23 protein-coding genes and 4 pseudogenes are annotated in these 25,050 nt (G+C 71.2%); 5 read left to right on the forward strand and 22 right to left on the reverse strand.

The window, feature by feature from the left end; all coding sequences use genetic code 11:
- Positions 1–34 precede the first annotated feature (34 nt).
- A complete protein-coding gene (locus QQK45_RS21830; RefSeq protein WP_348525329.1) occupies positions 35–1,207 on the forward strand; it encodes a glycoside hydrolase family 127 protein in 1,173 nt (390 codons plus the stop codon).
- Complete coding sequence (locus QQK45_RS21835; RefSeq protein ID WP_348525137.1) at positions 1,171–1,800, forward strand: glycoside hydrolase family 127 protein; 630 nt, start codon at positions 1,171–1,173, stop codon at positions 1,798–1,800. The genes QQK45_RS21830 and QQK45_RS21835 overlap by 37 nt, the downstream gene beginning before the upstream one ends.
- Before the next feature lie 14 nt (positions 1,801–1,814).
- Here the strand turns inward: QQK45_RS21835 and QQK45_RS03130 are convergent, their stop codons facing one another.
- The 14 genes and pseudogenes from QQK45_RS03130 to QQK45_RS03195 form a co-directional block, all read right to left on the reverse strand.
- Positions 1,815–2,813 carry a LacI family DNA-binding transcriptional regulator gene (locus QQK45_RS03130; RefSeq protein WP_284292023.1) on the reverse strand — a complete coding sequence of 333 codons (999 nt, stop codon included), beginning with the start codon at positions 2,811–2,813 and terminating at the stop codon, positions 1,815–1,817.
- Between the two features lie 170 nt (positions 2,814–2,983).
- Positions 2,984–3,697: a gluconate 2-dehydrogenase subunit 3 family protein gene (locus QQK45_RS03135; protein ID WP_284292024.1), complete on the reverse strand. Its 714-nt coding sequence runs from the start codon at positions 3,695–3,697 to the stop codon at positions 2,984–2,986.
- Between the two features lie 22 nt (positions 3,698–3,719).
- Entirely contained in the window at positions 3,720–5,087 is a 1,368-nt protein-coding gene (locus QQK45_RS03140; protein ID WP_348525138.1) for a GMC oxidoreductase, read from the reverse strand.
- 199 nt (positions 5,088–5,286) lie between these two features.
- Positions 5,287–5,367, reverse strand: a pseudogene (locus tag QQK45_RS21840) (hypothetical protein); the annotation flags it as partial.
- Positions 5,368–5,421: 54 nt separating this feature from the next.
- Positions 5,422–6,363 carry an aldo/keto reductase gene (locus QQK45_RS03150; RefSeq protein ID WP_284292026.1) on the reverse strand — a complete coding sequence of 314 codons (942 nt, stop codon included), beginning with the start codon at positions 6,361–6,363 and terminating at the stop codon, positions 5,422–5,424.
- A gap of 43 nt (positions 6,364–6,406) precedes the next feature.
- On the reverse strand, positions 6,407–7,429 hold the full coding sequence (locus QQK45_RS03155; protein WP_348525139.1) for a LacI family DNA-binding transcriptional regulator: 1,023 nt from the start codon (positions 7,427–7,429) through the stop codon (positions 6,407–6,409).
- The gene (locus QQK45_RS03160; protein ID WP_284292027.1) at positions 7,426–8,424 is read right to left on the reverse strand and encodes a Gfo/Idh/MocA family protein; all 999 of its coding nucleotides are present in this window, start codon (positions 8,422–8,424) and stop codon (positions 7,426–7,428) included. The genes QQK45_RS03155 and QQK45_RS03160 overlap by 4 nt, the downstream gene beginning before the upstream one ends.
- Positions 8,425–8,479: 55 nt before the next feature.
- Positions 8,480–9,574, reverse strand: a complete 1,095-nt coding sequence (locus tag QQK45_RS03165; RefSeq protein WP_284292028.1) for a nitrilase-related carbon-nitrogen hydrolase — start codon at positions 9,572–9,574, stop codon at positions 8,480–8,482.
- Between the two features lie 66 nt (positions 9,575–9,640).
- Entirely contained in the window at positions 9,641–10,375 is a 735-nt protein-coding gene (locus tag QQK45_RS03170; RefSeq protein ID WP_284294928.1) for a substrate-binding domain-containing protein, read from the reverse strand.
- Entirely contained in the window at positions 10,366–10,656 is a 291-nt protein-coding gene (locus QQK45_RS03175) for a sugar ABC transporter substrate-binding protein (protein ID WP_284292029.1), read from the reverse strand. The genes QQK45_RS03170 and QQK45_RS03175 overlap by 10 nt, the downstream gene beginning before the upstream one ends.
- A 159-nt stretch (positions 10,657–10,815) precedes the next feature.
- A complete protein-coding gene (locus QQK45_RS03180) occupies positions 10,816–11,922 on the reverse strand; it encodes an ABC transporter permease (protein ID WP_284292030.1) in 1,107 nt (368 codons plus the stop codon).
- 39 nt (positions 11,923–11,961) lie between these two features.
- Positions 11,962–13,491, reverse strand: coding sequence for a sugar ABC transporter ATP-binding protein (locus tag QQK45_RS03185; protein ID WP_284292031.1), 1,530 nt, complete (start codon positions 13,489–13,491; stop codon positions 11,962–11,964).
- 522 nt (positions 13,492–14,013) lie between these two features.
- Positions 14,014–14,747: pseudogene (locus QQK45_RS03190) on the reverse strand (response regulator).
- Complete coding sequence (locus QQK45_RS03195) at positions 14,744–15,988, reverse strand: sensor histidine kinase (RefSeq protein WP_284292032.1); 1,245 nt, start codon at positions 15,986–15,988, stop codon at positions 14,744–14,746. Before QQK45_RS03195 ends, QQK45_RS03190 begins: the two are co-directional and overlap by 4 nt.
- 143 nt (positions 15,989–16,131) lie before the next feature.
- Between QQK45_RS03195 and phoU the strand changes: the two genes are divergently transcribed.
- Complete coding sequence (gene phoU / locus QQK45_RS03200) at positions 16,132–16,782, forward strand: phosphate signaling complex protein PhoU (protein WP_284292033.1); 651 nt, start codon at positions 16,132–16,134, stop codon at positions 16,780–16,782.
- A gap of 174 nt (positions 16,783–16,956) precedes the next feature.
- Here phoU and QQK45_RS03205 read toward each other — a convergent pair whose 3' ends face one another.
- Positions 16,957–17,694 (reverse strand): phosphoglyceromutase, encoded by a 738-nt coding sequence (locus QQK45_RS03205; protein WP_284292034.1) that lies wholly within the window; start codon positions 17,692–17,694, stop codon positions 16,957–16,959.
- A 56-nt stretch (positions 17,695–17,750) separates the two neighbouring features.
- Between QQK45_RS03205 and QQK45_RS03210 the strand changes: the two genes are divergently transcribed.
- Positions 17,751–18,185, forward strand: coding sequence for a nitroreductase family deazaflavin-dependent oxidoreductase (locus tag QQK45_RS03210; protein ID WP_284292035.1), 435 nt, complete (start codon positions 17,751–17,753; stop codon positions 18,183–18,185).
- Here the strand turns inward: QQK45_RS03210 and mshA are convergent.
- The 4 genes and pseudogenes from mshA to QQK45_RS03230 form a co-directional block, all read right to left on the reverse strand.
- Positions 18,154–19,439: pseudogene (gene mshA / locus QQK45_RS03215) on the reverse strand (D-inositol-3-phosphate glycosyltransferase). The gene QQK45_RS03210 and the pseudogene mshA overlap by 32 nt on opposite strands.
- A 29-nt stretch (positions 19,440–19,468) precedes the next feature.
- Positions 19,469–20,287: a lactonase family protein gene (locus tag QQK45_RS03220; RefSeq protein ID WP_348525140.1), complete on the reverse strand. Its 819-nt coding sequence runs from the start codon at positions 20,285–20,287 to the stop codon at positions 19,469–19,471.
- Positions 20,239–20,634 (reverse strand): annotated as a pseudogene (locus QQK45_RS03225) (lactonase family protein); the annotation flags it as partial. The gene QQK45_RS03220 and the pseudogene QQK45_RS03225, both read right to left, overlap by 49 nt.
- Before the next feature lie 86 nt (positions 20,635–20,720).
- Positions 20,721–21,050 (reverse strand): histone-like nucleoid-structuring protein Lsr2, encoded by a 330-nt coding sequence (locus tag QQK45_RS03230; protein ID WP_284292037.1) that lies wholly within the window; start codon positions 21,048–21,050, stop codon positions 20,721–20,723.
- 620 nt (positions 21,051–21,670) lie between these two features.
- Here QQK45_RS03230 and QQK45_RS03235 point away from each other — a divergent pair.
- Entirely contained in the window at positions 21,671–22,075 is a 405-nt protein-coding gene (locus QQK45_RS03235) for a hypothetical protein (protein ID WP_284292038.1), read from the forward strand.
- 117 nt (positions 22,076–22,192) lie between these two features.
- On the opposite strand, the gene QQK45_RS03240 is transcribed toward QQK45_RS03235, so the two are convergent.
- From QQK45_RS03240 to nadC, 3 genes are all read right to left on the reverse strand, one after another.
- A complete protein-coding gene (locus tag QQK45_RS03240; protein WP_284294929.1) occupies positions 22,193–22,411 on the reverse strand; it encodes a hypothetical protein in 219 nt (72 codons plus the stop codon).
- A gap of 40 nt (positions 22,412–22,451) precedes the next feature.
- Positions 22,452–23,975: a lysine--tRNA ligase gene (lysS, locus tag QQK45_RS03245; RefSeq protein WP_284294930.1), complete on the reverse strand. Its 1,524-nt coding sequence runs from the start codon at positions 23,973–23,975 to the stop codon at positions 22,452–22,454.
- 90 nt (positions 23,976–24,065) lie between these two features.
- Positions 24,066–25,025 (reverse strand): carboxylating nicotinate-nucleotide diphosphorylase, encoded by a 960-nt coding sequence (gene nadC / locus QQK45_RS03250; RefSeq protein ID WP_284292039.1) that lies wholly within the window; start codon positions 25,023–25,025, stop codon positions 24,066–24,068.
- Positions 25,026–25,050: the final 25 nt, after the last annotated feature.

Genomic DNA, 25,050 nt, shown 5'->3' on the forward strand with positions numbered 1-25,050 from the left:
CTGGGCCGACCGGCAGACGCTCAACCACGACGCGATCGTCCCGCACATCGCGGCCTGGCAGGAGCGTACCGGCTGGCTCGCGAACTTCGACGCCGTGGCCGCGGGCACCGTCGCGACGACGCGGCGCGGCCGCGAGTTCTCCGACTCCGAGATCTACAAGCTGCTCGAGGCGATGGCCTGGGAGATCGGCCGGACCGGCGACGAGGCGCTCGAGACGCGGCTCGAGGGGATCGTCGCGCGCGTCGCCGCGGCCCAGCAGCCGGACGGGTACCTCAACACGCGGTTCGGCAACCCCGGCCAGCCCGCGCGCTACACCCAGCTCGACTGGGGGCACGAGCTGTACTGCTACGGCCACCTGTTCCAGGCCGCCGTCGCGCGGCTGCGGACCGGCCGGAGGGACCGCCTCGTTGACGTGGCGCTCCGCGCCGCGGACCACGTCTGCGACACGTTCGGCCCCGACGGCATCCAGGGCGTGTGCGGGCACGCCGAGATCGAGCCGGCGCTGGTCGAGCTGTACCGGGCCACCGGCGACGAGCGGTACCTCGCGCAGGCCCGGCTGTTCCTCGACCGGCGTGGCCACCACACCCTCCCCGACGTCGAGTTCGGCCGCGCCTACTTCCAGGACGACGTCCCGATCCTCGACGCCACCGACCTGCGCGGGCACGCCGTCCGGGCGCTGTACCTGTCCGCGGGGGCCGTCGACGCCGCCGTCGAGCAGGACGACGCCGCGCTCGCCGAGGCCGTGGAACGCCAGTACCGTCGCGCGCTCGAGCGGCGGACGTACCTGACCGGCGGGATGGGCTCGCACCACCAGGACGAGGCGTTCGGCGACGACTACGAGCTCCCGCCCGACCGCGCCTACTGCGAGACGTGCGCGGGTGTCGCGTCCGTCATGGTCGCGTGGCGGCTCCTGCTGCGCACGGGCGACCTGCGCTACGCCGACACGATCGAGCGGACCTTGTACAACGTCGTCGCCACGTCACCCCGCGAGGACGGCCGGGCGTTCTTCTACACGAACCCGCTCCAGCAGCGGGTCGCCGCGCAGGAGACCGACCCCGACGCCGTCAGCCCCGCGCCCACGCGCAGCTCCGGGCGCCGTGGTTCGAGGTGTCGTGCTGCCCGCCCAACGTCGCCCGCACGCTCGCGCAGCTCGCGACGTACGTGGCCACCGTGTCGGACGACGGCGTCCAGCTCCTCCAGTACGTGACCGGGCAGGTGCGGGCCGAGCTCGCGGGCGGCACGGTCCGTCTCGAGATCGCGACCCGCTACCCCGCGGACGGCGTGGTGGCGGTGACCGTCGTCGAGGCCCCCGACCGGCCGTGGGACCTCACGCTGCGCGTCCCCGTCTGGGCCGAGGGCGCCACCGTCGAGGACGGCGGGAGGGTGGCGCGCGCCCAGGGTCCGGGCCACGTGGTCTCGAACCTGGCGGCCGGGGACGTCGTCGTGCTGCGGCTCCCCCTGACGCCGCGGTGGACCTATCCCGACCCGCGCATCGACGCGGTCCGCGGCACCGTGGCCGTCGAACGGGGTCCTCTGGTTCTGTGCGCGGAGTCCGTGGACCTGCCCGACGGCGTGGACCTCGAGACGCTCTGTGTCGACCCGATGCTCCCACCGCGGCCCGACGGGGACGGCGCCCTCGTCGAGGCGACCAGCGTCGCGTTCGCCGAGCCCGACGGCGCGCCGTACGGTCCGCTGCCGGTCCCGAGCGCCGTCCGCTCCGTCGAGTGCCGGCTCGTGCCCTACCACCGCTGGGCGAACCGTGGCCCGAGCACGATGCGGGTCTGGCTACCTCGGGGCTGACGGCGAGGCCGCCGTCACCCGGTTCGGCGGGGCGGGGCCGTAGAGCTGCGGACGACGAGCTCGGGGACGGACAACGCGTCCGGACCGGTGCTCTCGGTTCTGTCGATCGCCGCCACGACTCGTGCCACAGCTTCTCGTCCGACGGCGACGAAATCGAAGTGCACGGTCGTCAGCGCCGGTTCGAAGTACCCCGCCTCCGCGATATCGTCGAAGCCCACCACGCTCACGTCGTCCGGCACCCGGACTCCCGCCTCGTGGAGGGCCTTCACGAACCCGAGTGCGAGGCGGTCGCTGGCGGCCAGGACCGCAGTTGGCGCGCCGCTGCGCTCAAGGTACTTTCGCCCGGCCGCGTAACCGGCCGCGGCGCTCCAGTCGTCTGCCCGGATCATCTCGCGTCCCGTGCGCTCCGCCAACCTCAGCTCGCTGTCCCAGCCCCGTGCACGCGCGTCGCTCGCCATCCACCCCACGGGACCCGCGATGTGGAGCACCTCCCGATGCCCGAGCTCGATCAGGTGACGCGTGGCGAGCTGCGCGCCGTACACGTCGTCGATCCCGACCGACGACGCGCTCGAGGCCATGCCCTGCTCGAAGACGGCGATGGGTAGCCCGACCGAGATGCCACGCATGACCTCGACGACCTCTGCCATCGGAGCCAGCACGACCACGCCGTCGACGGCATCGAGCCGGAACTGGTCGAGCGCGCGCTGGAGGCTCGCACGGTCGAGGTCGTCCAAGGGCGTCAGGTGGGTCGAGTAGCCACGCCGACGCGCCTCGTCGGTAACCCCGAAGAGGGCGTCGGCGGGGCCGTTCACCGAGAGCGCGAAGCAGACGACGCCCAGGCCCATCGTCCGGTTGGTTGCGAGGGCACGGGCCGTGGAGTTGCGTCGGTATCCCAGCCTCTGGATCGCTTCCTCGACCCGCTGGCGGACGTCGTCGCTGACGTTCGGGTGGTCGTTGACGACCCGTGACACCGTCTGCTGCGACACTCCGGCCAGTCGTGCCACGTCGAGCATGCGCGGCGGGCCTCCCGTCGCCCGGGCCCGCGATCCGCCCGCTCGCCCACCGTCACCAGAGGTGCGCTGACGGGCGGTTCGTGCGGGCGTCGTCGAGGTCACCGTCCCATTATCCCGTGCCGGGGCGGGCCCGAACGGCACGATCGCCGTCCGGGCCCGCCCGTCCGCTACTAGCGCCAGCCGGCGCGAGTGACGCGCGGGTCGTTCTCGTAAGGCCACTGCGCGTCGACGATCAGGTAGTCGATCGTCGTGTACGTCCCATCGGTCGTGGCACGCAGCGTCTCGGGCCCGTCGAACCCGATGACCCGCCAGCCGATGCCGCCGGCGTTGCCCCCGTAGACAGGATCGGCGTAGAAACCCTGGCGGGTGTTGAGGACGAGGAGAGAGAAGAAGTCGAGCAGGTCCTCGTCCATCGGCTGGTTCCCGGCCGGGGCGCCGCCGGTCCCGCCGGCCTCGGCCCCGTCGAGACGGTATCGGGCCGGCTTGGGCCCGCCCAGCTCCTCGAGCACCGCGTCCTGCTCCTCCTCCCGGAGCGACACGAACGGCTGCCCGAATCGTGATCGTGCGAGCTCGTCGAGACGGACGACGCCGTCGTCGTACAGCGCCCGGCGTGTCTCGACCCGCTCGAGCCACGCCTTCTCCTCGAGCCCGTCCATCCGGAGGAAGCCGGAACCGTCCGCCGATGCGTACACGAACTGCGTCCCTGCGAGCATGCGGTCGATGAAACGCACCGCGCGGGCCTCGCGTGCTCCCGGCTGACGGTCGGTCGGGATGATCCGTGCCGTCGCCGCCTCGATCGTCCTCCAGGCATGGTCGTCGAAGTAGAGCGGCTCGTCCGACGCGTTGGCGTCGAGCGGAACCACCACCCAGTCGGCCTGTCCCATGATGATCTCCTTCCTTGCTGCCTCAGTCGGTCCAGCCGCGGGCGTCGTACCGGACGATGTGCTCCGAGCACCGCCACGAGTTCGCCATGATCGTCAGTGCAGGGTTGATGCCCGTGGCCGTGGGGAAGACGCTGGCGTCGAAGACGTAGAGGTTGTCCACCTCGTGCGACCGGCACCAACGGTCGACGACCGACGTGGCCGGGTCATCGCCCATCCGGACCGTGCCGAGCTCGTGCGACGTGTTGCCGGTGATGCGCTCCATGTTCACAGGGATCACCCGGCTGGCACCGGCCGCCTCGAGGATCTCTCCGTTCTTCGCCACCTGCCATCTCTCCTGCGCGTAGTCGTTGGGGTGCGGGGTGTGGGTGATCCGGGCGACGGGGAGCCCCCAGGCGTCGACGACGTCGGGATCCAGGTCCACCCGGTTCGACTCGACGGGCAGGTCGTGCAGGAGGACGCCGATCTTCATCGAGTGGTTGAAGAAGTCGCGGTCCGCGTCCTTGCTCGCCTGCCCCCAGGACGGGCGCCCGGGGAAGCTCCAGTTGACCGGGTGCCCGATCATCGACGGGAAGATCAACGACCCCAGGACGTGCCCGCGCGACGCGTCGGTCTCGTAGAAGTCCATCGACGCGAGGTTGTTGTAGTGGCCGGAGAACCCGTACAGCGGGTCGGATACCTCGTCGTCGAACAGGCCGATCGCGAACGAGTACTGGTGGAAGGTCGCGTGACGGCCCACCATCCCCGACCCGTTCGCCAGCCCGTCCGGGAACTGCGCCGAGCGCGACAGCAGCAGCAGCCGCGGCGTCTCGATCCCGCCGCCGCACACGACGACGGCCTTGGCCTCCTGCAGGAGCTCGTTCCCTGCGCCGTCCTGGTACAGGACGCCGGTGGCGCGCCCGTCACGTCCGACGACGACTTCCCTCACGTAGCAGTCGGTCCGGAGCTCGAATCGTCCGGTGGCGAGCGCGTCGGGGATGAAGGTGATCAGCGTCGACGACTTCCCGGTGCCCGGGTCCGGGTACTGCTGCCAGAACCCGTTCTCCGAGAAGGGCTGCCGGCCGCGGTACGGCCGTGAGACCGCACCGGTAGGCATCGGGAACGTGGAGTGCCCGAGCTCCGCCATGCCCTTGGCGAAGCGGTAGCCGATCCGGCTCAGTGGCGTCGGGGGTGGGGTAGTCGCGGGTCCGCGGGCCCTCGAAGCGGTTGGCTCCGCCCAGCCCGGACGTCCCGAACTCCCACTCCACCTTGGTGTAGTAGGGCTCGAGGTCCTCGTAGCCGATCGGCCAGTCGACCACCGAGGCACCGTCGACGTCACCCAGGAGCGTTCGCATCCGGAAGTCCGTCGGCGACAGCCGCGGCACCATCCCGCCCCAATGAGTCGTGCCGCCACCCACGACCTGCGGCGTGGCGGAGAAGTTGGTCACGACCGCCTTCTCGGACTCGTCGGTCCGGAACGTGCGTGGCTTGATCTTGGGGTCCTGCCACAAGTAGTTCCGATTGAGGTACTTCAGCTCGTCCCCCGATGCATGGTCGGGGCGCAGCCACGGTCCCCGTTCGAGAGCGACCACCCGCAGGCCCGCCTCGGACAGGACCTTGGCCGCCGTCGCTCCTCCTGATCCCGAACCGACGATCACCACGTCGACCGGCTCGGGCTTCCTCGCCCTGTTCATCGATCTCACCGCTCTCTCACTCGTTGGTGTCTTCGTGACCAGCAAGACGCCGCCTCACGCGAGGACTCCCACCGCACCCGGCTCCACCAGGGGTCGCAGCGCGTCCCAAAGCTCGTCCGGCACGACTGTCTCGAGGAGCCCGAGCACCTCGTCGACCCGCGCCGGTCTCGACATCCCGACGACCGTGGACGTGACCCGTGGGTCTCGGGTCGAGAACTGGAGTGCCGCGGCCGCGAGGGGCACGCCATGCTCGGAGCAGACGCGCTCGATCGCGTGTGCCCGTGCCAACGTGTCGCGGTCCACGGGTCGGTAGCAGTACGTCGGCACCTGCGCCGGGCCGCGTGCGAGCATCCCGCCGCCGAACGGGGCGGCGTTGACGAAGGCCACCCCCGTCGCCACGGCCTCGTCCATCAACCGTTCCGCACTCTGGTCGATCAACGTGAACCGGTTGTGGCTCAGGACCACGTCGAAGTGGCCCGTCTTCAGGAAGGCCAGCTCGAGGTCGATCGGTCCGGCTGCGACCCCGAGATGGCGGATCAGTCCCTCTTCTCTCAGCTCGACGAGGGCTTCGACGGGCCCGCCGGCGGACGTCGCCTCCTCGAACGAGATCTTCTCCGGGTCGTGGAGGTAGACGAGCGGCAGCACGTCCAAACCGAGCCGCTCGCGGCTCTCCTGGACGGAGCGTCGTACCCGCGCCGCGGAGAAGTCGGCGCTCCCAGGAAGAGGATCGACCTTGGTCGCGACGACGAAACCGTCGGGATAGCCCCCTCTCCCCGCTGCCGCGAGTCCGACCCGACGTTCCGCCTCGCCGTGACCGTACTCGTTGGACGTGTCGAGGAACGTGCACGCGCTGTCGAACACCCGCTCCACGGTGCGGACGGCAGTGTCCTCGTCGATCTCGTATCCGTACTGCTCGGGGAAGCTGCCGAGGGCGCTCGTCCCGAGGCACAGGCTGGACACCTCGAGCTCGGTCCTTCCGAGTCTTCTGCGTTCCATCTCTTTCCTCACATCGTCGTAGGGATAGCTCGGACACCGGACGTCATCCCGGTGGTGCGCTGCTGGCTCTCGTGACGACGCGCGGCACGGGCGTGCTGCGCGCCGCGCCCGCCTCGTCGTCCCCCATTGCCCCGAGCAGCGCGTGGACCGCGAGCGCCCCGAGGGACGCGAAGTCGAGGTGCACCGTCGTCAGCGGAGGATCGACGTAGGCGGCCTCGGGGATGTCGTCGAACCCGACGACGCTGACGTCTCCGGGCACGGCCACGCCGTGCTCCTTCAACGCTCTGATGACGCCGATCGCGGTCTGATCGTTCGCAGCGAAGACGGCAGTAGCTGCCCTCTCGCGCGCGATCACCTGCCCGACCTGGTATCCCGAGGCGGCGGACCAGTCGGCGACGTGGGGCGCGAGCATCACGCGGCCGCGATCGGATAGCGCCTCACGCCAGCCGCCCAGCCGGGCCTCGGTCCCAAGCCAGCCGGGCGCGCCCGTCACGTGGATCACGGTCTCGTGTCCGAGATCGAGCAGCGCCGCCGTCACGAGGCGCGCGCCGAGCACCTCGTCGAGGCCGAACGCCGACCGCTCGCTGCCTCGGCCGGGTGCGAACTCCACGAGCGGGACAGCGACCTCGAGATGGTGCACCACCTCGATGGCGGGCTCGACCGGGGCGAGCAGGACGATGCCGTCGACGGCGTCGTCGACCAGGTGGCCCAAGGCGGCGCGCGCGGACGCCGGGTCAAGGTCGCCGAGGCCCGCGAGCATGGTCGCGTAGCCGTGGACGCGCGCTTCCTCGACCAGCCCGGTGAGAACGACCGACGGGCCGTACTGGGCCAGGCCGTACGAGAGCACACCGATGTTCATGGACCTGCTCGTGACGAGTGCCCGTGCGGCCGGGTTGGGCCGGTAGTTGAGCTGGGCGACCGCGCGCTCCACTCGCGCGCGAACGTCTGCCGAGACGCTCGGATGCGCGTTGACCACCCGTGAGACGGTTTGCTGGGAGACGCCGGCCAACCGTGCGACGTCGATCATGCGCACGGCTCGGTCGGTCACCGTCGTGCCTGGCTTCATCGCCCATCCCTGACGTGGACGGGAGCACCCGTCTCGACCGAGCGCGCGAGGGCGAGCACCGCCGCAGCCGTGTTGGCGTTGCGCCGCAGGCTCGTCGGTGGTTCCGCGCCGCCCCGCACCGCACTCAGGAAGGTGTCGAGGACACGCGTCAGATCGTCGTGGGCGTCGTCGTCGGCAGGCGTCTCCTCCTGCCAGAGCACCTCGGTCCCGGATCGCGTCGTGAGGGTGAGCTCACCCGCGGTCGCCCGCAGCACCCGAACCCTGTCGCGGACCTCCCACTCGCCCTCCCAGCCGGTCACCGTCGCGTCACAGTCCCAGCTCCCCTCGTAGAGCACCGGGATCCCGGTGCTCGTCTCGAGAAGGGCGTCCAGGTCGGGTGCACCGGGGTACGGGGACGTCGCCGCCCGCCCGAGACGCCCGGCCACACGGACGAGGTCCGTGCCCAGCACGAACCGGACGAGGTCCAGGTGGTGGACCGCCATGTCGTCGAGCAGCGGCCTGGGCATCTTCGCGACGCCCGGCTCCAGGAACGCCGGTCGCCGAAACCGCACGGAGACGTGCACCGGCTCCGGGACGTGTGCGAGCACCGCGCGTCGGACACGGGCAGCCCACGGCCGGGACCGGTAGTTCTGGTCCACGACGACGACGCGGTCGGGCCGACCGGCGCTGGCGTCGAGCAGGGACCGCAGATCGTCGATCGAGGTCGTGGCGGGCTTCTCGCACAGGACATGGAGCCCGCGGGCGAGGCAGCGCCGCACGGCCTCGGCGTGGAGCGCGGCCGGGAGGGCGACGACGGCCGCATCCGCGTCGACGCGGTCGAGCAGGTCCTCGTAGTCCGGGCACTCGACGTATCCGTCCGCACGCCCGACGTGCTCCGGTGCTCCGGTGCGGCCGGCCGCGCCGACGATCTCGACGTCCGTCCGGCCGTCGAGGACGTCCAACCAGACGTGTCCCCACCGACCGGTGCCGAGCACGACGATCCGCGTACCGTTCATCCCCTCCTCCTCCCCGGTGGGCGGATGCCCCGGCATCCGCCCACCGAACCCCGGCTCAGTGCTCGTCCGTCGCCCGCGACGGAGGAGTGAGGACGCCACGATCGACGAGCAGCTCGATCGTTCGCGCGCGCGTCTGCTTCTCCCGGTCCAGCCAGCCCTCGGCAGGTGGCGCGGCGGCGTACTGGTTCTTCGGGTAGATGGGGCGGTCGTAGATCGCGCGGTACTGCTCGGTCCGGAGGTCCTTGAACTGGTTGTGCAAGCCGTTCGCGATCCGATGGCGGCGGAGCGCCTCGAGGTCGATGGTCGTGCAGACGAACGAGTCGCCGCTGGTCCATCCGGTCTGCTGCGCCACGATCGTCCCTCGAGGGTCGACGATCATCGATCGGCCGCCGAACAGGTCCTGCATGCTCCCGTCTTCCCGCACCTCTGGTCCGAGGTTCGGCGCGACGACGTAAGCGGCGTTGAAGAGCGCGTGCGCACGGTTCTGGATCTCCCAGCCGCCCTGCATGATGGCGGGCTCGATCAAAGTGGGGCGGATGATGATCTCGGCGCCGTTCATGGCGAGCCCGCGGACGACCTCGGGGTACACCCCTTCGTGGCAGATGGCGATCCCGATGTTGCCGATCTCCGTCCGTGCCACCGGGAAGATCGCGTCCATGACGTCGCCGCCGCGACTCTCGATGAACTCGTCCCAGATGTCGTGCGGGTTCATGTTGCCGAGCATCCCGCCCTCGTACGCGTCGCTCGTCGCCTTATAACGCTTGTAGACGACCTCGCCGGACGGGTCGATGATGAACGCCACGTTGAAGTAGCGGTCGGGGAAGTCCTCGTCCTTGACCATGTACAGCTCGGCGGCGATGTAGGTGTCGAGCTGGCGCGCCTTCTTGCCGAGCTCGTCCGTCTCCGGCCCAGGGATCGTGACGGCGAAGTGACGCTCGCGCTCGCGGTTTCCCGGCGTGTTCGCGATCATCCCTTGAATCGCCATCTCGGGGAGCACGACGAGCCGCACGGGGGCGCCCTGCCACTCGCCGACCATGACGGCCGTGTCGATGAACTCGTTGATCCGCCGGACGTTGCGGAGCGCGTCGCCCTTCTCCTTGACGGTGATGGTGCGCGGCGAGACCGCCACGACGGCGTAGGGCTCAGTCATCTCACATCTCCTTCTTCGTGGTTTCGTGACCCCGTCACCGGATACGGCGACCGGGGCTCGACGACGTCAGTAGGAACGGCTCGCGTCGTAGTACTTCGAGGCGTCCGCTGGCGTCGCGAGGAACGTGTCGACCCAGAGGTGCCCGCCAGGGCAGACCGCGTCCTGAGACTTCCCCTTGACCGCGTCGACAGCCATGTCGACCGCCGTCTGACCCTGCTTGTAGGGCTCGTTCGACGCGTCCGCCTGGACCGGTCCGTCGGGGTCGTCGATCATCTCCTTGACAACCGACATCTGGCCGTCGTAGCTACCGATCAACGTCTTGTCGAGAATCCCTGCGTCCGTCAGCCCCTGCTTGACACCAGGGAGCATCACGTCGCTGAGGTTGAAGACGATGTCGAGATCCGGGTTGGCAGTCGCGATGTCGCGAACGGGCGTCAGGGCCTTGTCGGGGAGCCACTCGCCGTAGCGAGTCGGGAGGTACGTGATCTTCGGCGCGCCCGCTACGGACTTGTAGCCGGCGATGACGCCGTCGTTGCGGACCTGGGTGACGGTCTCGCCGGAGTACCCGCCGACGACCACAGCCTTGACGGGCTTGTCCCCGAACTTCTTGATGGCCGCCTTCGCGATCGTGGCGCCGAGCTTCTCGGCCACAGCCGACTGGTCTTCGGCGACATAGCAGAACTGCTTGGGTGCGAGCTCGTCCGAGAGGTTGCTATTGACCACGACGAGGGGAAGCTGTGCGCTCGCAACTGATGCGACGGCCGGCGCGACACCAGTCGGATCCTGCGGGTTCAGGATGATCGCGTCGACCCCTTCGTGATGAGGGTGTCGACGTCGGAGTTCTGCTTGACGGTGTCGCCGCCGGCGTCGGTGACCTCGATGCTGACGCCGAGCTCCTTGGCGCGGTCCTGCGCGCCCTGGAGGAGCGTCTTCCACCAGTCACTGCCGGCGAGGCGGCGTTGGGAGAAGCCGAGGACGATGCTGTCGCCGGACTTCTTCTCGTCGGCGCCGGGATCGCTCGAGCAGCTCGCTGTCAGGGCCACCGCCAGGCACAGGCCTGCGCCGGCAATCGTGGTACGCACTCGCATGGTCGTTCCTTCCTCATGGCACGTCTTCGTGCGCTGGGTTTTCAATGGCGGGCCACGGGATGTTCCGCCACCGGGCGTCGACGTCAGGGGACGCCCGGGGAGCGATCCCTGAACCGTGAGCGGTCGGGACCGGGACTCCGGCGCTGGCCGGTCTCAGGACTGCCGCGACGACGCGGTCTCGACGACGCCGGGTGCCTGCTCGATCCCGTCCTGCGACGGAGCCGTGCCCGGGTCTGCCGCGCCACCGCCACGCCGACGTCGACCCCGGCCGCGTCGCAGGAGCGCCGTGCCGCCGCCGGACGTCAGGAAGACGGCGACCAGGATGACGACACCGCGGATCACGAGCTGGGGCTCGGACTGGATCCCGGCGAGGTTCATGATGTTGCTGATCATGCCGATGATGAGCGCACCCACCACGGTGCTGATGGGGTCACCGACACCCCCGAAGAGCGAGGTCCCGCCGACGACGGTCGCGGCGATCGAGTCCAGCTCGTACCCCTGGCCGACCAGCGAGCTGCCCTGCTGAAGCCGCCCGGCGAGCACCAGCCCGGCGAGGCCGGCGAGAAGCCCGCTGATGACGTAAGCCGTGAGCTGATCACGCCGGACCGGCAGTCCCGACAGCCGCGCGGCCTCCGGGTTGCCGCCGAACGCATACAGCCGCCGGCCGACGGTCGTGAAGCGCATCACCGCGGCCGCGAGCACGGCGACGACGACGGCGATGAGGACGGGATTGGGCACGGCACCGGTCTTGCCCCCGAAGACGTGCAGGAACGACGAGTTGCTGATGACGATGAGCGTGCCGACCTGGATGATGAAGGCGACGCCGCGAGCGATGCTCATCATCGCGAGCGTGACGACGAACGGCGCGATGCGCCCGAACACCACCAGCGCCCCGTTGACCAGGCCGGCGAGGGCACATGCGAGCAGAGCGAGCAGCACGGCGACGAACGCGCTGTGGCCCTGCCGGAGCAGGACCGCGACGATCACCGTGGCCAGGGCCGCGATCGAGCCCACGGACAGATCGATCCCCCGCGTCACGACGACGAAGAACTGCGCGACGCCCAGGATCGCGACGACGGAAGCCGCCACGAGGATGTTCTCGATGTTCCGGACGCTCAGGAAGTGTTCGGAGACCAGGCTCCCGATGATGCCGACCACCAGCAGGACGACGATCAGGTAGCCGAGGGTGCCGAGTCGGAACGGGATCCGACGGCCCGTGCGAAGCACGTCCCCGTCGAACCGGGCGGGCGTTGAACTCATGGTTGCCTCCTCCTTGAGGACTTGTGGGCTCGAGAAGGCTCAGCGCAGGTGGCCGAGCAGGTCTCGACTGTTCTGGAGCTCTTCGTGCGTCGCCTCGGCGACGACCCGGCCCATCGACATCACGAGGACCCTGTCGCACAGCGACGCCTCTGCGACCTCGGAGGTGACGAGCAGCACTGCTCCGCCGCCCTCGAGGTAGGCGCGGACGAGTCGGTAGATCTCTTCCTTCGCCCCGACGTCGACACCGCGGGTGGGTTCGACCATGACGAGCACCTCGCTGGACCGGACGAGCCAGCGGGCGAACAGCACCTTCTGCTGGTTTCCACCCGACATCGTCACGACCCTCTGTCCGACGTCCGTGCACTTGACGTGCAGCTCGTCGACCAGCTTCTCCGCTGCGTGCCGCTCTCGGGCGCGGCGCAGGAAGCCGCCGTGGGAGAAGGTACCGAGCGACGCGAGCGTGGTGTTGTCACGGACGCTCATGCCGAGGACGAGGCCCTCCGTCTTGCGGTCCTCGGGGATGTAGCCGATCCCGGCAGCGACGGCCGCGCGGGGACTGCGCACGGGTGTCTCCCGCCCGTGGCGCTGGATCTTTCCGGCACTCACCGGCCGTGACCCGAACAGCGCCTCTGCCAGCTCGTTCTGGCCCGACCCCAGGAGCCCGGTGACGCCGAGCGCCTCGCCCTTGCGCAGCTCGAACGAGCACGGCCCGAACCTCTGACCGTCGGCGAGCCCCTGGACGCTGAGGACGACGTCGCCGCGCACCTGGCCGCCGATCCGGCCGGCGCCCGTGTCGGCGGCGGCCGCGGCGAGCGAGTTCTCGTACCTCTCTCCGATCATCGCCCGGACGATCTCGCGCGGCGCCGGGACCGACTCGAACCGTGTGACCTTACGGCCGTCGCGCAGGACCTCGACGCTGTCGCAGATCGCCGTCACCTCGTCGAGACGGTGCGAGATGAAGATCAGGCCCACCCCTGAGGTGGCGAGCGACCGCATGAGCTCGAGGAGCTTGTCGACCTCGCGAGGCGGCAGCGTGGTGGTCGGCTCGTCGAGGAGGAGGACCGAGGGCTGGCCCTTGAGGGCCTTCGCGATCTCGACGAGCTGTTGCTGCGCGAGACTGAGGTCGCCGACGCGGTCACGCGGGTCGACTCCACCACCGAGCGAGTCCAGGATCTCCACCGAGCGCCGCTCGAGGTCCCGCTGGCGCACGACGCGACCACCCTGGAGCTCGTCGAGATAGATGTTCTCCGCGACGGAGAGCTGCGGCACCAGGCTGAGCTCTTGGAAGATCGTGTAGACGCCGGCGGCGCGGGCTTCGTGCGGGCTCACGAAGTTCACCGGCCGCCCGTCGACCCAGATCTCCCCGCCGTCGGGCGCCTGCGCGCCCGAGAGGATGTTGACGAGGGTCGACTTGCCGGCCCCGTTGGCGCCCGCGAGGCCGACCACCGCTCCTCGCTCGACGTGGAGATCCACCCCGTCGAGCGCGACCACGCCCGGGTAGGTCTTCCGTAGCCCGCGCACGTCGAGCGCGAGCCCGTGATCTGGTTCGAGGACCACTGCGTCCACCACCTTCGCCATCGCTTGCTGGATTCCCAGTTGTTAGCGCTCACAATGAGCGTAACAGCGCGACAAGGACGCCACAACCCCTGACTTTTCGTTGGAATCTCAACACTCTGATCTATCGTGTCGCCCGAGCCTGGCACGAACAAAGTGAGCGCTCCCTTGAGTCCCCAGCGACATCAGCGCGCGATGTGCGGCGCAGCTGAAGAGCGGGGACGCACGGGCACGTCGTCGACGGAGTACCCGACGATCGAGGCGCCCGGCCCGTCGGAGCAGGAGGATCAGAGCCTCCGGCGCTGCCGAGCGGCAGGGGAAAAGGGATGGGACGCTCCGTGGCACGACCGCGCAGGCCACCGTCCAGAGCGCCGGTGTGACACCGCAGGCCGACGACCCCACGGCTGCGCACGCACGACGCGGGCCTCACCGCCCCGCGTCGCGGCGCAGCACGACGGCGCTCGTCGCGTACCGCAGTGGACGGCTCGCCCGTCCTGGACTTCGCGCCCCCGCTGCGGAGCCGACGACGCCGGGACCTCAGTCCTCGTCGTCGACGAACCGGTAGCCGAGCCCCCGGACGGTCAGGAGGTGCTGCGGGTTGCCGGGGTCGGGCTCGACCTTGGCGCGCACGCGCTTGACGTGGACGTCGAGGGTCTTGGTGTCGCCGACGTAGTCGGAGCCCCACACGCGGTCGATGAGCTGCCCGCGCGTCAGCACGCGGCCGGCGTTGCGCAGCAGCAGCTCGAGCAGCTCGAACTCCTTGAGCGGGAACGACACGGGCTCGCCGCTGACCGTGACGGTGTGCCGGTCGACGTCCATGCGGACGGGGCCGGCCTCGAGGACGTCGTCGTCGATCTCGTCGGGGCCTGCGTCCCCGCACCCGCGGACGGCTGGGCGGCGGCGCGACGGCGCAGCACGGCTCGCATGCGCGCCAGCAGCTCCCGGAACGAGTAGGGCTTGGTGACGTAGTCGTCGGCACCGAGCTCGAGACCGACGACCTTGTCGATCTCGGTGTCCTTGGCGGTCAGCATGATGACGGGCACGTCGCCGCGGCGCCGGAGCTCGCGGCACACCTCGGTCCCGTCGAGCCCGGGCAGCATGAGGTCGAGCAGCACGAGGTCGACGCCGCCCTGTGGCTCGAGCGCGTCGTACGCCGTGAGCGCGTCGGGGCCGGTCGCGGCCGACGCCACGTCGAAGCCCTCGCGCTCGAGCTGGTAGGTGAGCGGGTCGCGGTAGGACTCCTCGTCCTCCACCACGAGGATGCGGGTCACGCATCCACCTCCTTGGTTCGGTCGATCGGTCGGTCGGGCCCGTCGAGGTCATCGGCGCCGTCGGGCCGAGCTCGGGGGACGTCGTCGGGCGCGGCGGGGATGCGCAGCGTGAACGTCGCGCCGTGCCCCGGCTCTGACCAGACTGTCACGTCGCCACCGTGGTCGGCGGCGACATGCTTGACGATGCTGAGGCCGAGCCCGGTGCCCCCTGTCGCCCGCGACCGGGCGGGGTCCACGCGGAAGAAGCGCTCGAACACGCGCTCCTGGTCTTCGGGCGCGATGCCGATGCCTTCGTCGACGACGGCGATCTCGACGAGGTCGTCGGCCTGTCGCACCCCGACGGACACCTGGGAGTGCTCGCCCGAGTACGCGACCGCGTTGTCGAGGAGGTTGCGCACCGCCGTGACGAGCAGGGCGTGGTCGCCGTAGATGCGGGCGTCGAGGTCCCCTCCGACGGAGATCCGAACGCCTTTGGCCTGAGCGGTGGTGCGGGCGCGCGCCGCGGCCTCGTCGACGACGGCGCGCGCCGGCACGACCGTGACCTGCTGGGCCGCGCTCGCGGCCTGCAGGCGGGAGAGCTCGATGATCTCGTGCACGAGCGCGGACAGCCGTTCGGCCTCGGTCACGATGCGGCCGGCGAAGCGGCGCACCGCCTCGGGGTCGTCGGCGGCGTCCTGCACCGTCTCGGCGAGCAGCGCGAGAGCACCCACGGGGGTCTTGAGCTCGTGCGACACGTTGACGACGAAGTCACGGCGGATCGCCTCGGTGCGGCGCGCCTCCGTGCGGTCCTCGGCGAGGACGAGCAGGAGGTGGGGCGTCACCTGCGCGACACGTACCTGCAGCACCACGGTCCCCCGGCCGACGGGTCCACGGGGCAGCTCGAGCTCCTCGTCGCGGATCACACCGTCCCGGCGGACCGCCGCCACGAGATCGCGGATCGCGGCGTGCGCGACCTCGGACGACCGGACCACGCCCAGCGCGTACGCGGGCGGGCTGGCACGCACGACCCGGTCCTCGTCGTCGAGCACGACGGCCGCCGAACGGAGGACCGCGAGCGCCCGGACGAGGCCCTCGTCCAGCTCCGGGCCTGGCGTGGTCTCCTCGGCACCGGGACGCGGGGTGCGCGCAGGGCGGGAACGCTGCCGTTCGCTCGTCCGGAAGGCGAGCGCGGCCGACACGCCCACGAGCAGGCCCACCAGCCCGGCCGCGAGCGCGCTCCAGCCCCCGTCGAAGAACTCCACCCCACCAGCGTACGGACGTGCGACACCCGGCCCGGCCGCAGGTCCACCCCATGGTCACCTGCCGCGAAGTGTTCACCAGCCGTCGGCCGGGCGTTCACCGAGCAGCCGGACGGCGGGCGCCCGCGCGTGGGACCGTGGCGCGCATGAGAGAGATCTTCGAGGCCGAGCTGCGCCAGGTGGGTGACGACCTCACCGCGATGAGCGGGCTGGTCGAGCGCGCCATCACGGACGCGGGCCAGGCCGTCCTGACCGCCGACCTCGCCCTGGCCCAGGAGGTCATCGCGTCCGACCGCGAGATCGACGGGCGCGAGCGCGAGCTCGACGAGCAGTGCGTCCGCCTGCTCGCGCAGCAGGCGCCGGTCGCGACCGACCTGCGCGTCGTCGTGACCGCGCTCCGCATCAGCTCCAGCCTGGAGCGCATGGGCGACCTCGCACGCCACCTGGCCCAGCTCGCGCGCCGCAGCTACCCGGCGCACGCGCTGCCCCCGACCGTCACCGACACGTTCACCCAGATGCACGACGCCGCCACCCGCGTCGCGCGCCGCACCACCGCACTCCTCGAGACGCGCGACCTCGCGCTCGCCACGACGGTCGAGCGGGACGACGACCTGCTCGACGTGCTCCACGAGCAGACGTTCGGCGCGCTGCTGTCGGCGGACTGGATCGGCTCGGTCCAGGAGACCATCGACGTGACGCTCGCGTCGCGCTACTACGAGCGCTTCGGCGACCACGCGGTCTCCGTGGCGCGCCGCATCGCCTACCTGGTCACGGGCGAGCCGGCGGAGCTCGCCTGACCCCAAGCCCCCACCCCTCCGTGAGTGCGTAGCTCTTGTGCGACACGCCGGGCGTGTCGCACAAAAGTTACGCACTCAGCGGGACCGGGGCGCTCAACGGGACGGGCCAGACGTGAGGCCCGGCACCCTCAGGGTGCCGGGCCTCACGCGTGTCGGGTCAGCGAGCCGCGGGGCTCAACGGCCCTGGTTCGCGACCGCCGCGATGGCGTCCTTCGCGGCCTCGGGGTCGAGGTACGTGCCGCCCTGGGTGACGGGCTGGAGGTCCTCGTCCAGCTCGTAGAGCAGCGGGATGCCCGTCGGGATGTTGAGGCCGGCGATGTCGTCGTCGGAGATCCCGTCGAGGTGCTTCACGAGCGCGCGGATCGAGTTGCCGTGCGCCGCGACGAGGACGGTCTTGCCGGCCTTGAGGTCGGGGACGATCTCGCCCTCCCAGTACGGCAGCGCACGCTCGAGGACGTCCTTGAGGCACTCGGTGAGGACCTGCGGCGCGTCGGCGTAGCGCGGGTCGGTGTCCTGGGAGAACTCCGAGCCGGGCTCGATGGCGGGCGGCGGGACGTCGTAGGAGCGGCGCCAGAGCATGAACTGCTCCTCGCCGAACTGCTCGAGCGTCTGCTTCTTGTCCTTGCCCTGCAGGGCGCCGTAGTGGCGCTCGTTGAGGCGCCAGCTCCGCTTCACGGGGATCCAGTGGCGGTCCGCGGCGTCGAGGGCGAGGTTCGCCGTCGTGATCGCGCGGCGCAGCAGCGACGTGTGCACGACGTCGGGCAGCACACCGGCCTCCGTGAGGAGGGTGCCGCCGCGCTTCGCCTCCTCGGTGCCCTTCTCGGTGAGGGGGACGTCCACCCAGCCGGTGAACAGGTTCTTGGCGTTCCAGTCGCTCTCGCCGTGGCGGAGGAGCACGAGGGTGTAGGTCATGGAACCCATTTTGCCGCACCCGGAATGCGCGCGTGCGGCGAGGACGTTCCGTGGACATGCCGCTGACCGGAGAGTACGTACCCAGCACGTCCGCCCGCACCGCCGACCAGGTCGCCCTGTACGAGTCGTCGGGCGGCACGAAGGGCACCACGCTGCGGGGGATGCCCGTGATCATCCTGACGACGACGGGCGCACGCTCGGGCAAGGTCCGCAAGAACGCGCTCATGCGCGTCGAGCACGAGGGCGCCTACGCCGTCGTCGCCTCGCTGGGCGGCGCCCCGAAGAACCCGCAGTGGTACGCCAACGTCGTCGCCCACCCGGAGGTCGAGCTGCAGGACGGCCCCGAGCGTCACGACTACACGGCACGCGAGGTGCACGGTGCCGAGCGGGACCTGTGGTGGGAGCGTGCCGTCGCGGCCTACCCCGACTACGCGGAGTACCAGACGCGCACCGACCGCGTCATCCCCGTGTTCGTGCTCGAGCGTTCCTGACCGCCCGAGCGTCCGCGTAGACGGCGAGCATCTCCTTCGCGGCGCGGTCCCACCCGAACCGTGGGCTGGCCGCGAGCCCGGCCTCGCGCAGCGCGGCCCGGCGTTCCGGGTCGTCGAGCAGCCCGCCGATCGCCTCGGCCCAGGTCCACGACGAGTGGTCGCCCACGAGAACGCCCGTCGCGCCGTCGTCGAGCACGGTGGGGAGCCCGCCGACGGCGGCCGCGACCACGGGCGTGCCCGCGGCCTGCGCCTCGGCCGCGACGAGCCCGAACGACTCGGAGTGCGACGGGACCGCCACGAGGTCCGCGGCGCGCATGTGCGCGGCGAGCTCGTCCGCGGGGATGGGGGCCGGACGACGAGCCGGTCCTCGACGCCGAGCTGCGCGGCGAGCGCCTGGAGCTCCCGCACCGCCGTCGGGCGGCCGCTCGCGCCGCCGAGCACGAGGAGCGTGGGGACGAGCCGCTCGTGGTCGCGCAGCACGCCGAGCGCACGGACCAGCACGTCGGGGGCCTTGAGGAGCTGCACGCGGCCCGCGAACAGGACGAGCGGACGGTCCGGGGGCAGTCCCAGCGCGGCCCGGCGGGCGCGGCGGTCGGCGTCGACGACCGCCGCCGCGGCACCGCGGTCGAGGCCGTCCGTCGAGACCAGGGCGGGCCGGAAGACGTCGAGGTCGACACCCGGCTCGACGACGTGCACGTGCTCCGGGTCCGCGCCGTACAGGCTCGTGAGCTCGTGCGCCTCCTGCGCGGTGCTCGCGACGAGCGCGTCGGCAGCGTCCACGACCTGCTCCTCGCCGATCGCCCGGCCGGCCGGCTCCGGGGTGTCCCCCGGCGCGAGGGCGGCGTTCTTGACGCGCGCGAGCGTGTGCATGGTCCCGACGAGCGGGACGTCCCAGCGGTCGGCCGCGAGCCAGCCCGCCTGCCCGGACAGCCAGTAGTGCGCGTGCACGACGTCGTACCAGCCGGCCTCGCGCCACGCCTCCGTGCGCAGGACGCCCGCGGTGAAGGCGCAGAGCTGACCGGGCAGGTCGTTCTTGTCGAGGCCCTCGAACGGGCCCGCGCTCACGTGGCGCACGCACACGCCGTCGGCCAGCGGGACCACGTCCGGCTGCGCGCCCGACGTGCGGCGCGTGAAGATCTCGACCGTCGCCCCCTCGCGGGCCAGGGCCCGCGCGAGTCCCGTCACGTACACGTTCATGCCGCCCGCGTCGCCCGTGCCGGGCTGGTCGAGGGGCGAGGTGTGGACGCTGAGCATCGCGACGCGCAGCGGTCGGCGGGGGTCGGTCACCCCTCCAGTATCCGCCGCTCGACGACGCACGCCGGGCTCGGCAGCGACAGCGACGCCAGCGGGTCGGAGCCGCCGTCGGACCGGACCCGCAGAGCCTCGAGCGTCGACGAGTTCTGCCCGGCCACGACGAGCACGTCGCCGGCCGCGGTGTCGAGGACCGCGAAGTGGCGGGGCCAGACGCCCTCGAGCGCGGCATCCGAGCGGTGCACGAGGCGCACGCCGGCGTCGTCGCGCACGAGGTCGAAGACCGCGACGACGTCCGGGCCACGCACGGCGACGTAGAGCCGCGTCCCGTCCGAGCTCAGCGCGACGTGCGACGGGAACGCCCCCACACCCTCCGGGCCGGGCGTGACGCACGCCGGGACGGAGGTGACGGCGTCGGCGGCGAGGAGGCCGTCGTCGTCGGTGCGCAGCGCGAGCACGTGGACGCGGTCGTCCAGCTCGCCGACGACGAACGCGAAGCCCTCCCCCGGCGTCCCCGGCGCGCCGAAGACGAGGTGGCGCGGGCCGGTGCCCGGGGGCAGCGCGACCGCCGTGCCGGCGGGCTCGACGCCCGCGCCGTCGGCGGTGACGCGGTACCGGCGGACCCGATCCGCACCCAGGTCCACGACCCACGCGGCCGAGCCGTCCGGCGTCGGGGCGACGAAGTGCGCGTGCGGGCCCTCCTGCCGGTCCGTGACCGGTCCCGTGCCCTCCCCGGGTGCACCGCCGGCTCGCCCGCGAACGCACCGTCGCCGCCGACCGGGACCGTCGTGAACGTGCCCGACGAGTAGTTCGCCACCCACGCCGCGTCCCCGCGGGCGACCACGTGGCACGGGTCGGCTCCGCCGCTCGGCAGGGTCGCGAGGAGCTCGAGCCGGTCGCCGTCGACGGCAGCCCCTGTGGCCACGGTGCTGACAGTGCTTGCAGTGAACGCCGACACCATGCCCTCGGCCGTCTCCCCCACCGCGTAGAGCGTCCGCTCGTCCGGCGACAGCGCCAGGAACGACGGCGACGGCGTCACCACGACCTGGCGGGCGCCGTCGAACCGGCCCGCGGTCACGTCCAGGTCCACGCGCCACACGCCCTCCCCGCTGCCCGACGGCGTCCCCGGCGCCGGGTAGGTCCCCAGCCAGAGCCGGCGGACGTCGGACATTGGGGGCTCGACGGTCGGAGAGGTCATGCGGAAAGCGTAGCCAGACGCGGCAGGGGCCCGGCACCACCGGTGCCGGACCCCTGGACGCCGTCGCGTCGCTCGATGAATGCAGCTCAGTGAGCGGCGTCGTACTTCGCCTTGACGTCGGCCGGGATGCGGCCGCGGTCCGAGACCGTGAACCCGTTGGCGCGGGCCCACTCGCGGACCTGCGTGGCCTCGGAGGCGCCGCCACGGGCCGACCGGCGGGCGGGGCGTGCGGCGGCGCGGCCCGTCACCTTGCGCGCGTGACCGATCCACGTCGCGAGGGCCTCACGCAGCTCGGCGGCGTGCTTGTCGTTGAGGTCGATCTCGTACGAGACGCCGTCCAGCGCGAACGTCACCGTCTGCTCGGCCGTGCCACCGTCGAGATCGTCGACGAGGAGGACCTGAACCTTCTGAGCCACAAGGGCACCTCACGATTCCTGCATTGTAGGAATATTGCATCAACAGACCTGAAGATGATGCCACCCACGGTGCGCGACGTCAAAGACGACGCGCAAGCACTTCGCGGATTCCCTACCGAAGAAAATGCGCGAGCGACGCGGCTCCCGCTCGGCGAGCCAGGGATGAAGATGTTCATCGAGTGACATGCCGGTGCCTGACGAAAGGCCCCGTGGGTGGCCCGACAGCCGCGTCTCCTCATGCGCTCCGCCGTTGGTGAATCACGAGCCGGCCGGAGAAGCAGCACCGACAACACTAGGATCAGGGCTGTGTCGGGAAAAAGGAGAATCGCTCTCACCGCGGAAATGGTCGTGCTCGGCGCGCTCTTCGTCGATCTCGTCGTGCGTTCGCCTGCCCATCAGCGCACCGGGGACCTCATGCTGCACGTGTGCGGCGTGGGTGCACTGATCATCGTCATGATCGTGGTCATCATCCTGACGAGTCGTCATCGGCCCAGGCCCGAACGTCCGCAGGGCGACTCGCCGCACGAGACCCACACGGGCGGGACCGCACGGAGTCCGCGACCGAGTCGGTTGATCTACCCCTCGACGCCGACGGAAACCCGCAGATGCCTAGCGAACCCATGCCCCACGAAGGCTGGTTCAACGGCAACGGCGCGGGCACGCTCCAGGGCCCCACCAGCCCGTGGGGAGGGGTTGGCATGGGCATCCTGATGACGATCTTCGGGATCGCCCTGCCCGTCGCGTCCCTCTGGGGTGCGACCCACCGTGCCAGCGACGCGACGCACTGGGGTGCAGGGACCTGGGTGGCGACGATCGCGTTCGTCACGATCTTCGCCGCCGCCGCCATCCTGTTCGGCGTCGTCGTGTTCCGCTTCGCCGCAGCCCAGCTCGCGTGGGCCCGGCGCCACGGTGTGCGCTACCGCGATGCAAGGTTCGACATCGCCCTCTACATCGTCGCGCCGTCCGTCGGGGCGGCAGCCTTCGGCCTCATCACCCTCTGGGACCACGTCCACGGCCGCGCCTGAGACGGGTGCCCCTCGAACCCTGCACCATCCGCCCGGGATCCGTGGTCAACGACCGACTTCACAACGACGTCGCTCGCCACCACCGCCGCGTGCCGGGCAAGCCCAGCAGCCGGCAGGTCACTCCGGCTTCTGCGGCTCCGTCGTCGGCTGGGTACCGACCGTTCCCGGTTCCGAGGCCGCGAGGCGCCGCTCGGCGAGCTGCAGGTCCTCCTTGGCCCACAACGCCGCCATCGCATTCCGTTCGTTGCGGTCCGCGCGCACCACGAAGCGCATCACGAGCCAGAAGATCAGGCCCACCGCGATCGAGGGGATGACCGCCTCGAGAACACCGACCATCGTCACGCCACCTTTCGGCCGAGCAGCTCGTCCATCGTTCTCACTGCGCCGGCTTGACCAGCGGGAAGAGGATCGTCTCCCGGATGCCCTGGCCCGTGAGCGCCATGAGCAGCCGGTCGATTCCCATCCCCATGCCGCCCGACGGCGGCATCGCGTACTCCATCGCCGTGAGGAAGTCCTCGTCGAGGCGCATCGCCTCGACGTCCCCGGCTGCCGCGAGGAGCGCCTGCGCCTCGAACCGCTCGCGCTGGATCACCGGATCCACCAGTTCCGAGTAGGCCGTCGCGAGCTCGAAGCCGCGCACGTACAGGTCCCACTTCTCCACGACCCCGCGGATCGTGCGGTGGTCGCGCGTGAGCGGCGACGTCTCGACCGGGAAGTCCCGCACGAACGTGGGCGCCACCAGGTGGTCGCCCACCAGGTGCTCCCAGATCACCTCGACGAGCTTGCCGTGGCTGGCGCGCTTCGGGTCGTGCACGACCTCGAGGCGCTCCGCGAGCTTCGACAGGTGCTCGACCGACGTCTCGGGCGTGATCTCCTCACCCAGCGCCTCCGACAGCGACCCGTACATCGTGAGCGTCGTCCACTCGCCCCCGAGCTCGTACTCCTCGCCGTCCGGCAGGGTGACCGTCGTGGTGCCGAGCGCGTCCTGCGCCGCCGTCTGCACGAGGTTCCGCGTCAGCGCCGCCATCGTGTCGTAGTCGCCGTAGGCCTCATAAGCCTCGAGCATCGCGAACTCCGGAGAGTGCGACGAGTCCGCGCCTTCGTTGCGGAAGTTCCTGTTGATCTCGAAGACGCGTTCCACACCACCCACGACCGCCTTCTTGAGGAAGATCTCCGGGGCGATCCTGAGGAACAGGTCGATGTCGTACGCGTTCATGTGCGTCTCGAACGGACGGGCCGCCGCACCGGACGCCACGGTCTGCAGCATCGGGGTCTCGATCTCGAGAAAGTCGCGCCGGTGGAAGTTCTCACGCAGAGAACGCACGACGGCCGCGCGGAAACGCACCATGTCCCGTGCGGCCGGGCGCGCGATCAGGTCGACATAACGCTGCCGGACGCGCGATTCCTCCGACAGGTCCTTGTGCAGCACCGGGAGCGGGCGCAGCGCCTTCGCGGCGATCGTCCACTCGTCCGCGAACACCGACAGCTCCCCGCGGCGGGAGCTGATCACGCGCCCGTGGAGGAAGAGATGGTCGCCGAGGTCGACGTCGCCCTTGAAGCGCGCGAGCGACTCCTCGCCGACGACGGCCTGGCTGAGCATGCCCTGCAGTCGGTTGCCCTCGCCGTCCTGCAGGGTCACGAAGCAGAGCTTGCCCGTGTTCCGCAGGAACACGACGCGGCCGGCGACACCCACGACGTCGTCGGTCTCCTGGCCGGCCTCGAGGTGCCCGTAACCCGCCACGACCTCGGCGATCGTGTGCGTCCGCGGGACCGACACCGGGTACGCCGCGGTGCCCTCCTCGATCAGCCGGTCGCGCTTGGCGCGGCGGATCCGGAGCTGCTCGGGCAGGTCGTCCGCGGCGGCCTCGGGGGTGTTCGTGGCGGGCGAGCTCGTGGGCACGGCGGGACGCGCGGGGTCGGGGGAAGTCACCCCGTGATTCTACGGGCGACGCCTGCGAGCACCCGAAGGACGGACCATTCGGGCGTCCGGTCAGGATGCGCGCAGGTCCAGGGCGAGGTCAAGGATCGGCGACGAGTGGGTCAGCGCCCCCACCGACAGGTAGTCGACGCCGGTCCCCGCGACCTCGGCGGCGCGGTCGAGCGTGAGGTTGCCGGTGGCCTCGAGCTCGACGTGCTCGGGCACGGTCGCACCAGGGACGCCCGACGCCGGGGTCCCCTGCCGGGCGCGGACCGCCGCGACCGTGGCGGCCAGGACGGGCGTCGGCATGTTGTCGAGCAGGAGGAAGTCGGCGCCGGCGTCGACCGCCTCGACCGCCTGTTCGGTCGTGTCCGCCTCGACCTGGACCGCGACCTCGGGGAACCGCTCGCGGACCGCCGCGACTGCCGCGGCGACCGACCCGGCGGCGACGACGTGGTTGTCCTTGACCATCGCGACGTCGTACAGGCCCATGCGCTTGTTCGTCCCACCGCCCGCCCGGACCGCGTACTTCTCGAGCGCGCGCAGCCCGGGCGTCGTCTTGCGGGTGTCGAGGACGAGCGCTCCGGTCCCCTCGAGCTCGTCCGCCCAGCGGCGCGTGTGGGTCGCGACGCCGCTCGCCCGGCTCGCGAGGTTGAGGAGCGTCCGCTCGGCGACGAGCAGCGCCTGGGTCGGCCCCTCGACGGTCGCGAGCACCTGGCCCCGACCGACCCGGTCGCCGTCCCGCGCGACGAACGTCACGGCCGGCGCCTCGAGCCCGAACCGCCGGGCCACCTGCGCGAGCACCTCCGGCACCACCACGAGCCCCGCGACGACACCCTCCTCGCGTGCGACCAGGTCCGCGGTCCCCCGGGCGCCGACGTCGACCGTCGCCTGGGTGGTCACGTCGCGTCCGGGCTCGGCCCCGAGGTCCTCGTCGAGCGCGGTGCGCACGACGGCGGCCACCCACGCCGGGTCGAGCCCGTCGTCGAACGCGGGCGAGCGGGTGGTGGACGGCGTCGAGGTCTCGGTCACGGGCCTCACGCTATCCGCTCCGCGA

It is taken from the genome of Luteimicrobium album, assembly GCF_030161555.1.
Lineage (GTDB): Bacteria > Actinomycetota > Actinomycetes > Actinomycetales > Cellulomonadaceae > Luteimicrobium > Luteimicrobium album.

Coding starts and splice junctions, on each gene's coding strand:
- QQK45_RS03205 (WP_284292034.1), bottom strand. CDS start 17,694: ATGACCTACACCCTCGTGCTCCTCCGCCACGGCGAGAGCGACTGGAAC.
- QQK45_RS03235 (WP_284292038.1), top strand. CDS start 21,671: ATGCCCCACGAAGGCTGGTTCAACGGCAACGGCGCGGGCACGCTCCAG.
- QQK45_RS03210 (WP_284292035.1), top strand. CDS start 17,751: ATGCCGCTGACCGGAGAGTACGTACCCAGCACGTCCGCCCGCACCGCC.
- QQK45_RS03150 (WP_284292026.1), bottom strand. CDS start 6,363: ATGGAACGCAGAAGACTCGGAAGGACCGAGCTCGAGGTGTCCAGCCTG.
- QQK45_RS03180 (WP_284292030.1), bottom strand. CDS start 11,922: ATGAGTTCAACGCCCGCCCGGTTCGACGGGGACGTGCTTCGCACGGGC.
- QQK45_RS03165 (WP_284292028.1), bottom strand. CDS start 9,574: ATGACTGAGCCCTACGCCGTCGTGGCGGTCTCGCCGCGCACCATCACC.
- QQK45_RS03155 (WP_348525139.1), bottom strand. CDS start 7,429: ATGAAGCCAGGCACGACGGTGACCGACCGAGCCGTGCGCATGATCGAC.
- QQK45_RS03160 (WP_284292027.1), bottom strand. CDS start 8,424: ATGAACGGTACGCGGATCGTCGTGCTCGGCACCGGTCGGTGGGGACAC.
- QQK45_RS03240 (WP_284294929.1), bottom strand. CDS start 22,411: ATGGTCGGTGTTCTCGAGGCGGTCATCCCCTCGATCGCGGTGGGCCTG.
- phoU (WP_284292033.1), top strand. CDS start 16,132: ATGAGAGAGATCTTCGAGGCCGAGCTGCGCCAGGTGGGTGACGACCTC.
- QQK45_RS03130 (WP_284292023.1), bottom strand. CDS start 2,813: ATGCTCGACGTGGCACGACTGGCCGGAGTGTCGCAGCAGACGGTGTCA.
- QQK45_RS03135 (WP_284292024.1), bottom strand. CDS start 3,697: ATGGGACAGGCCGACTGGGTGGTGGTTCCGCTCGACGCCAACGCGTCG.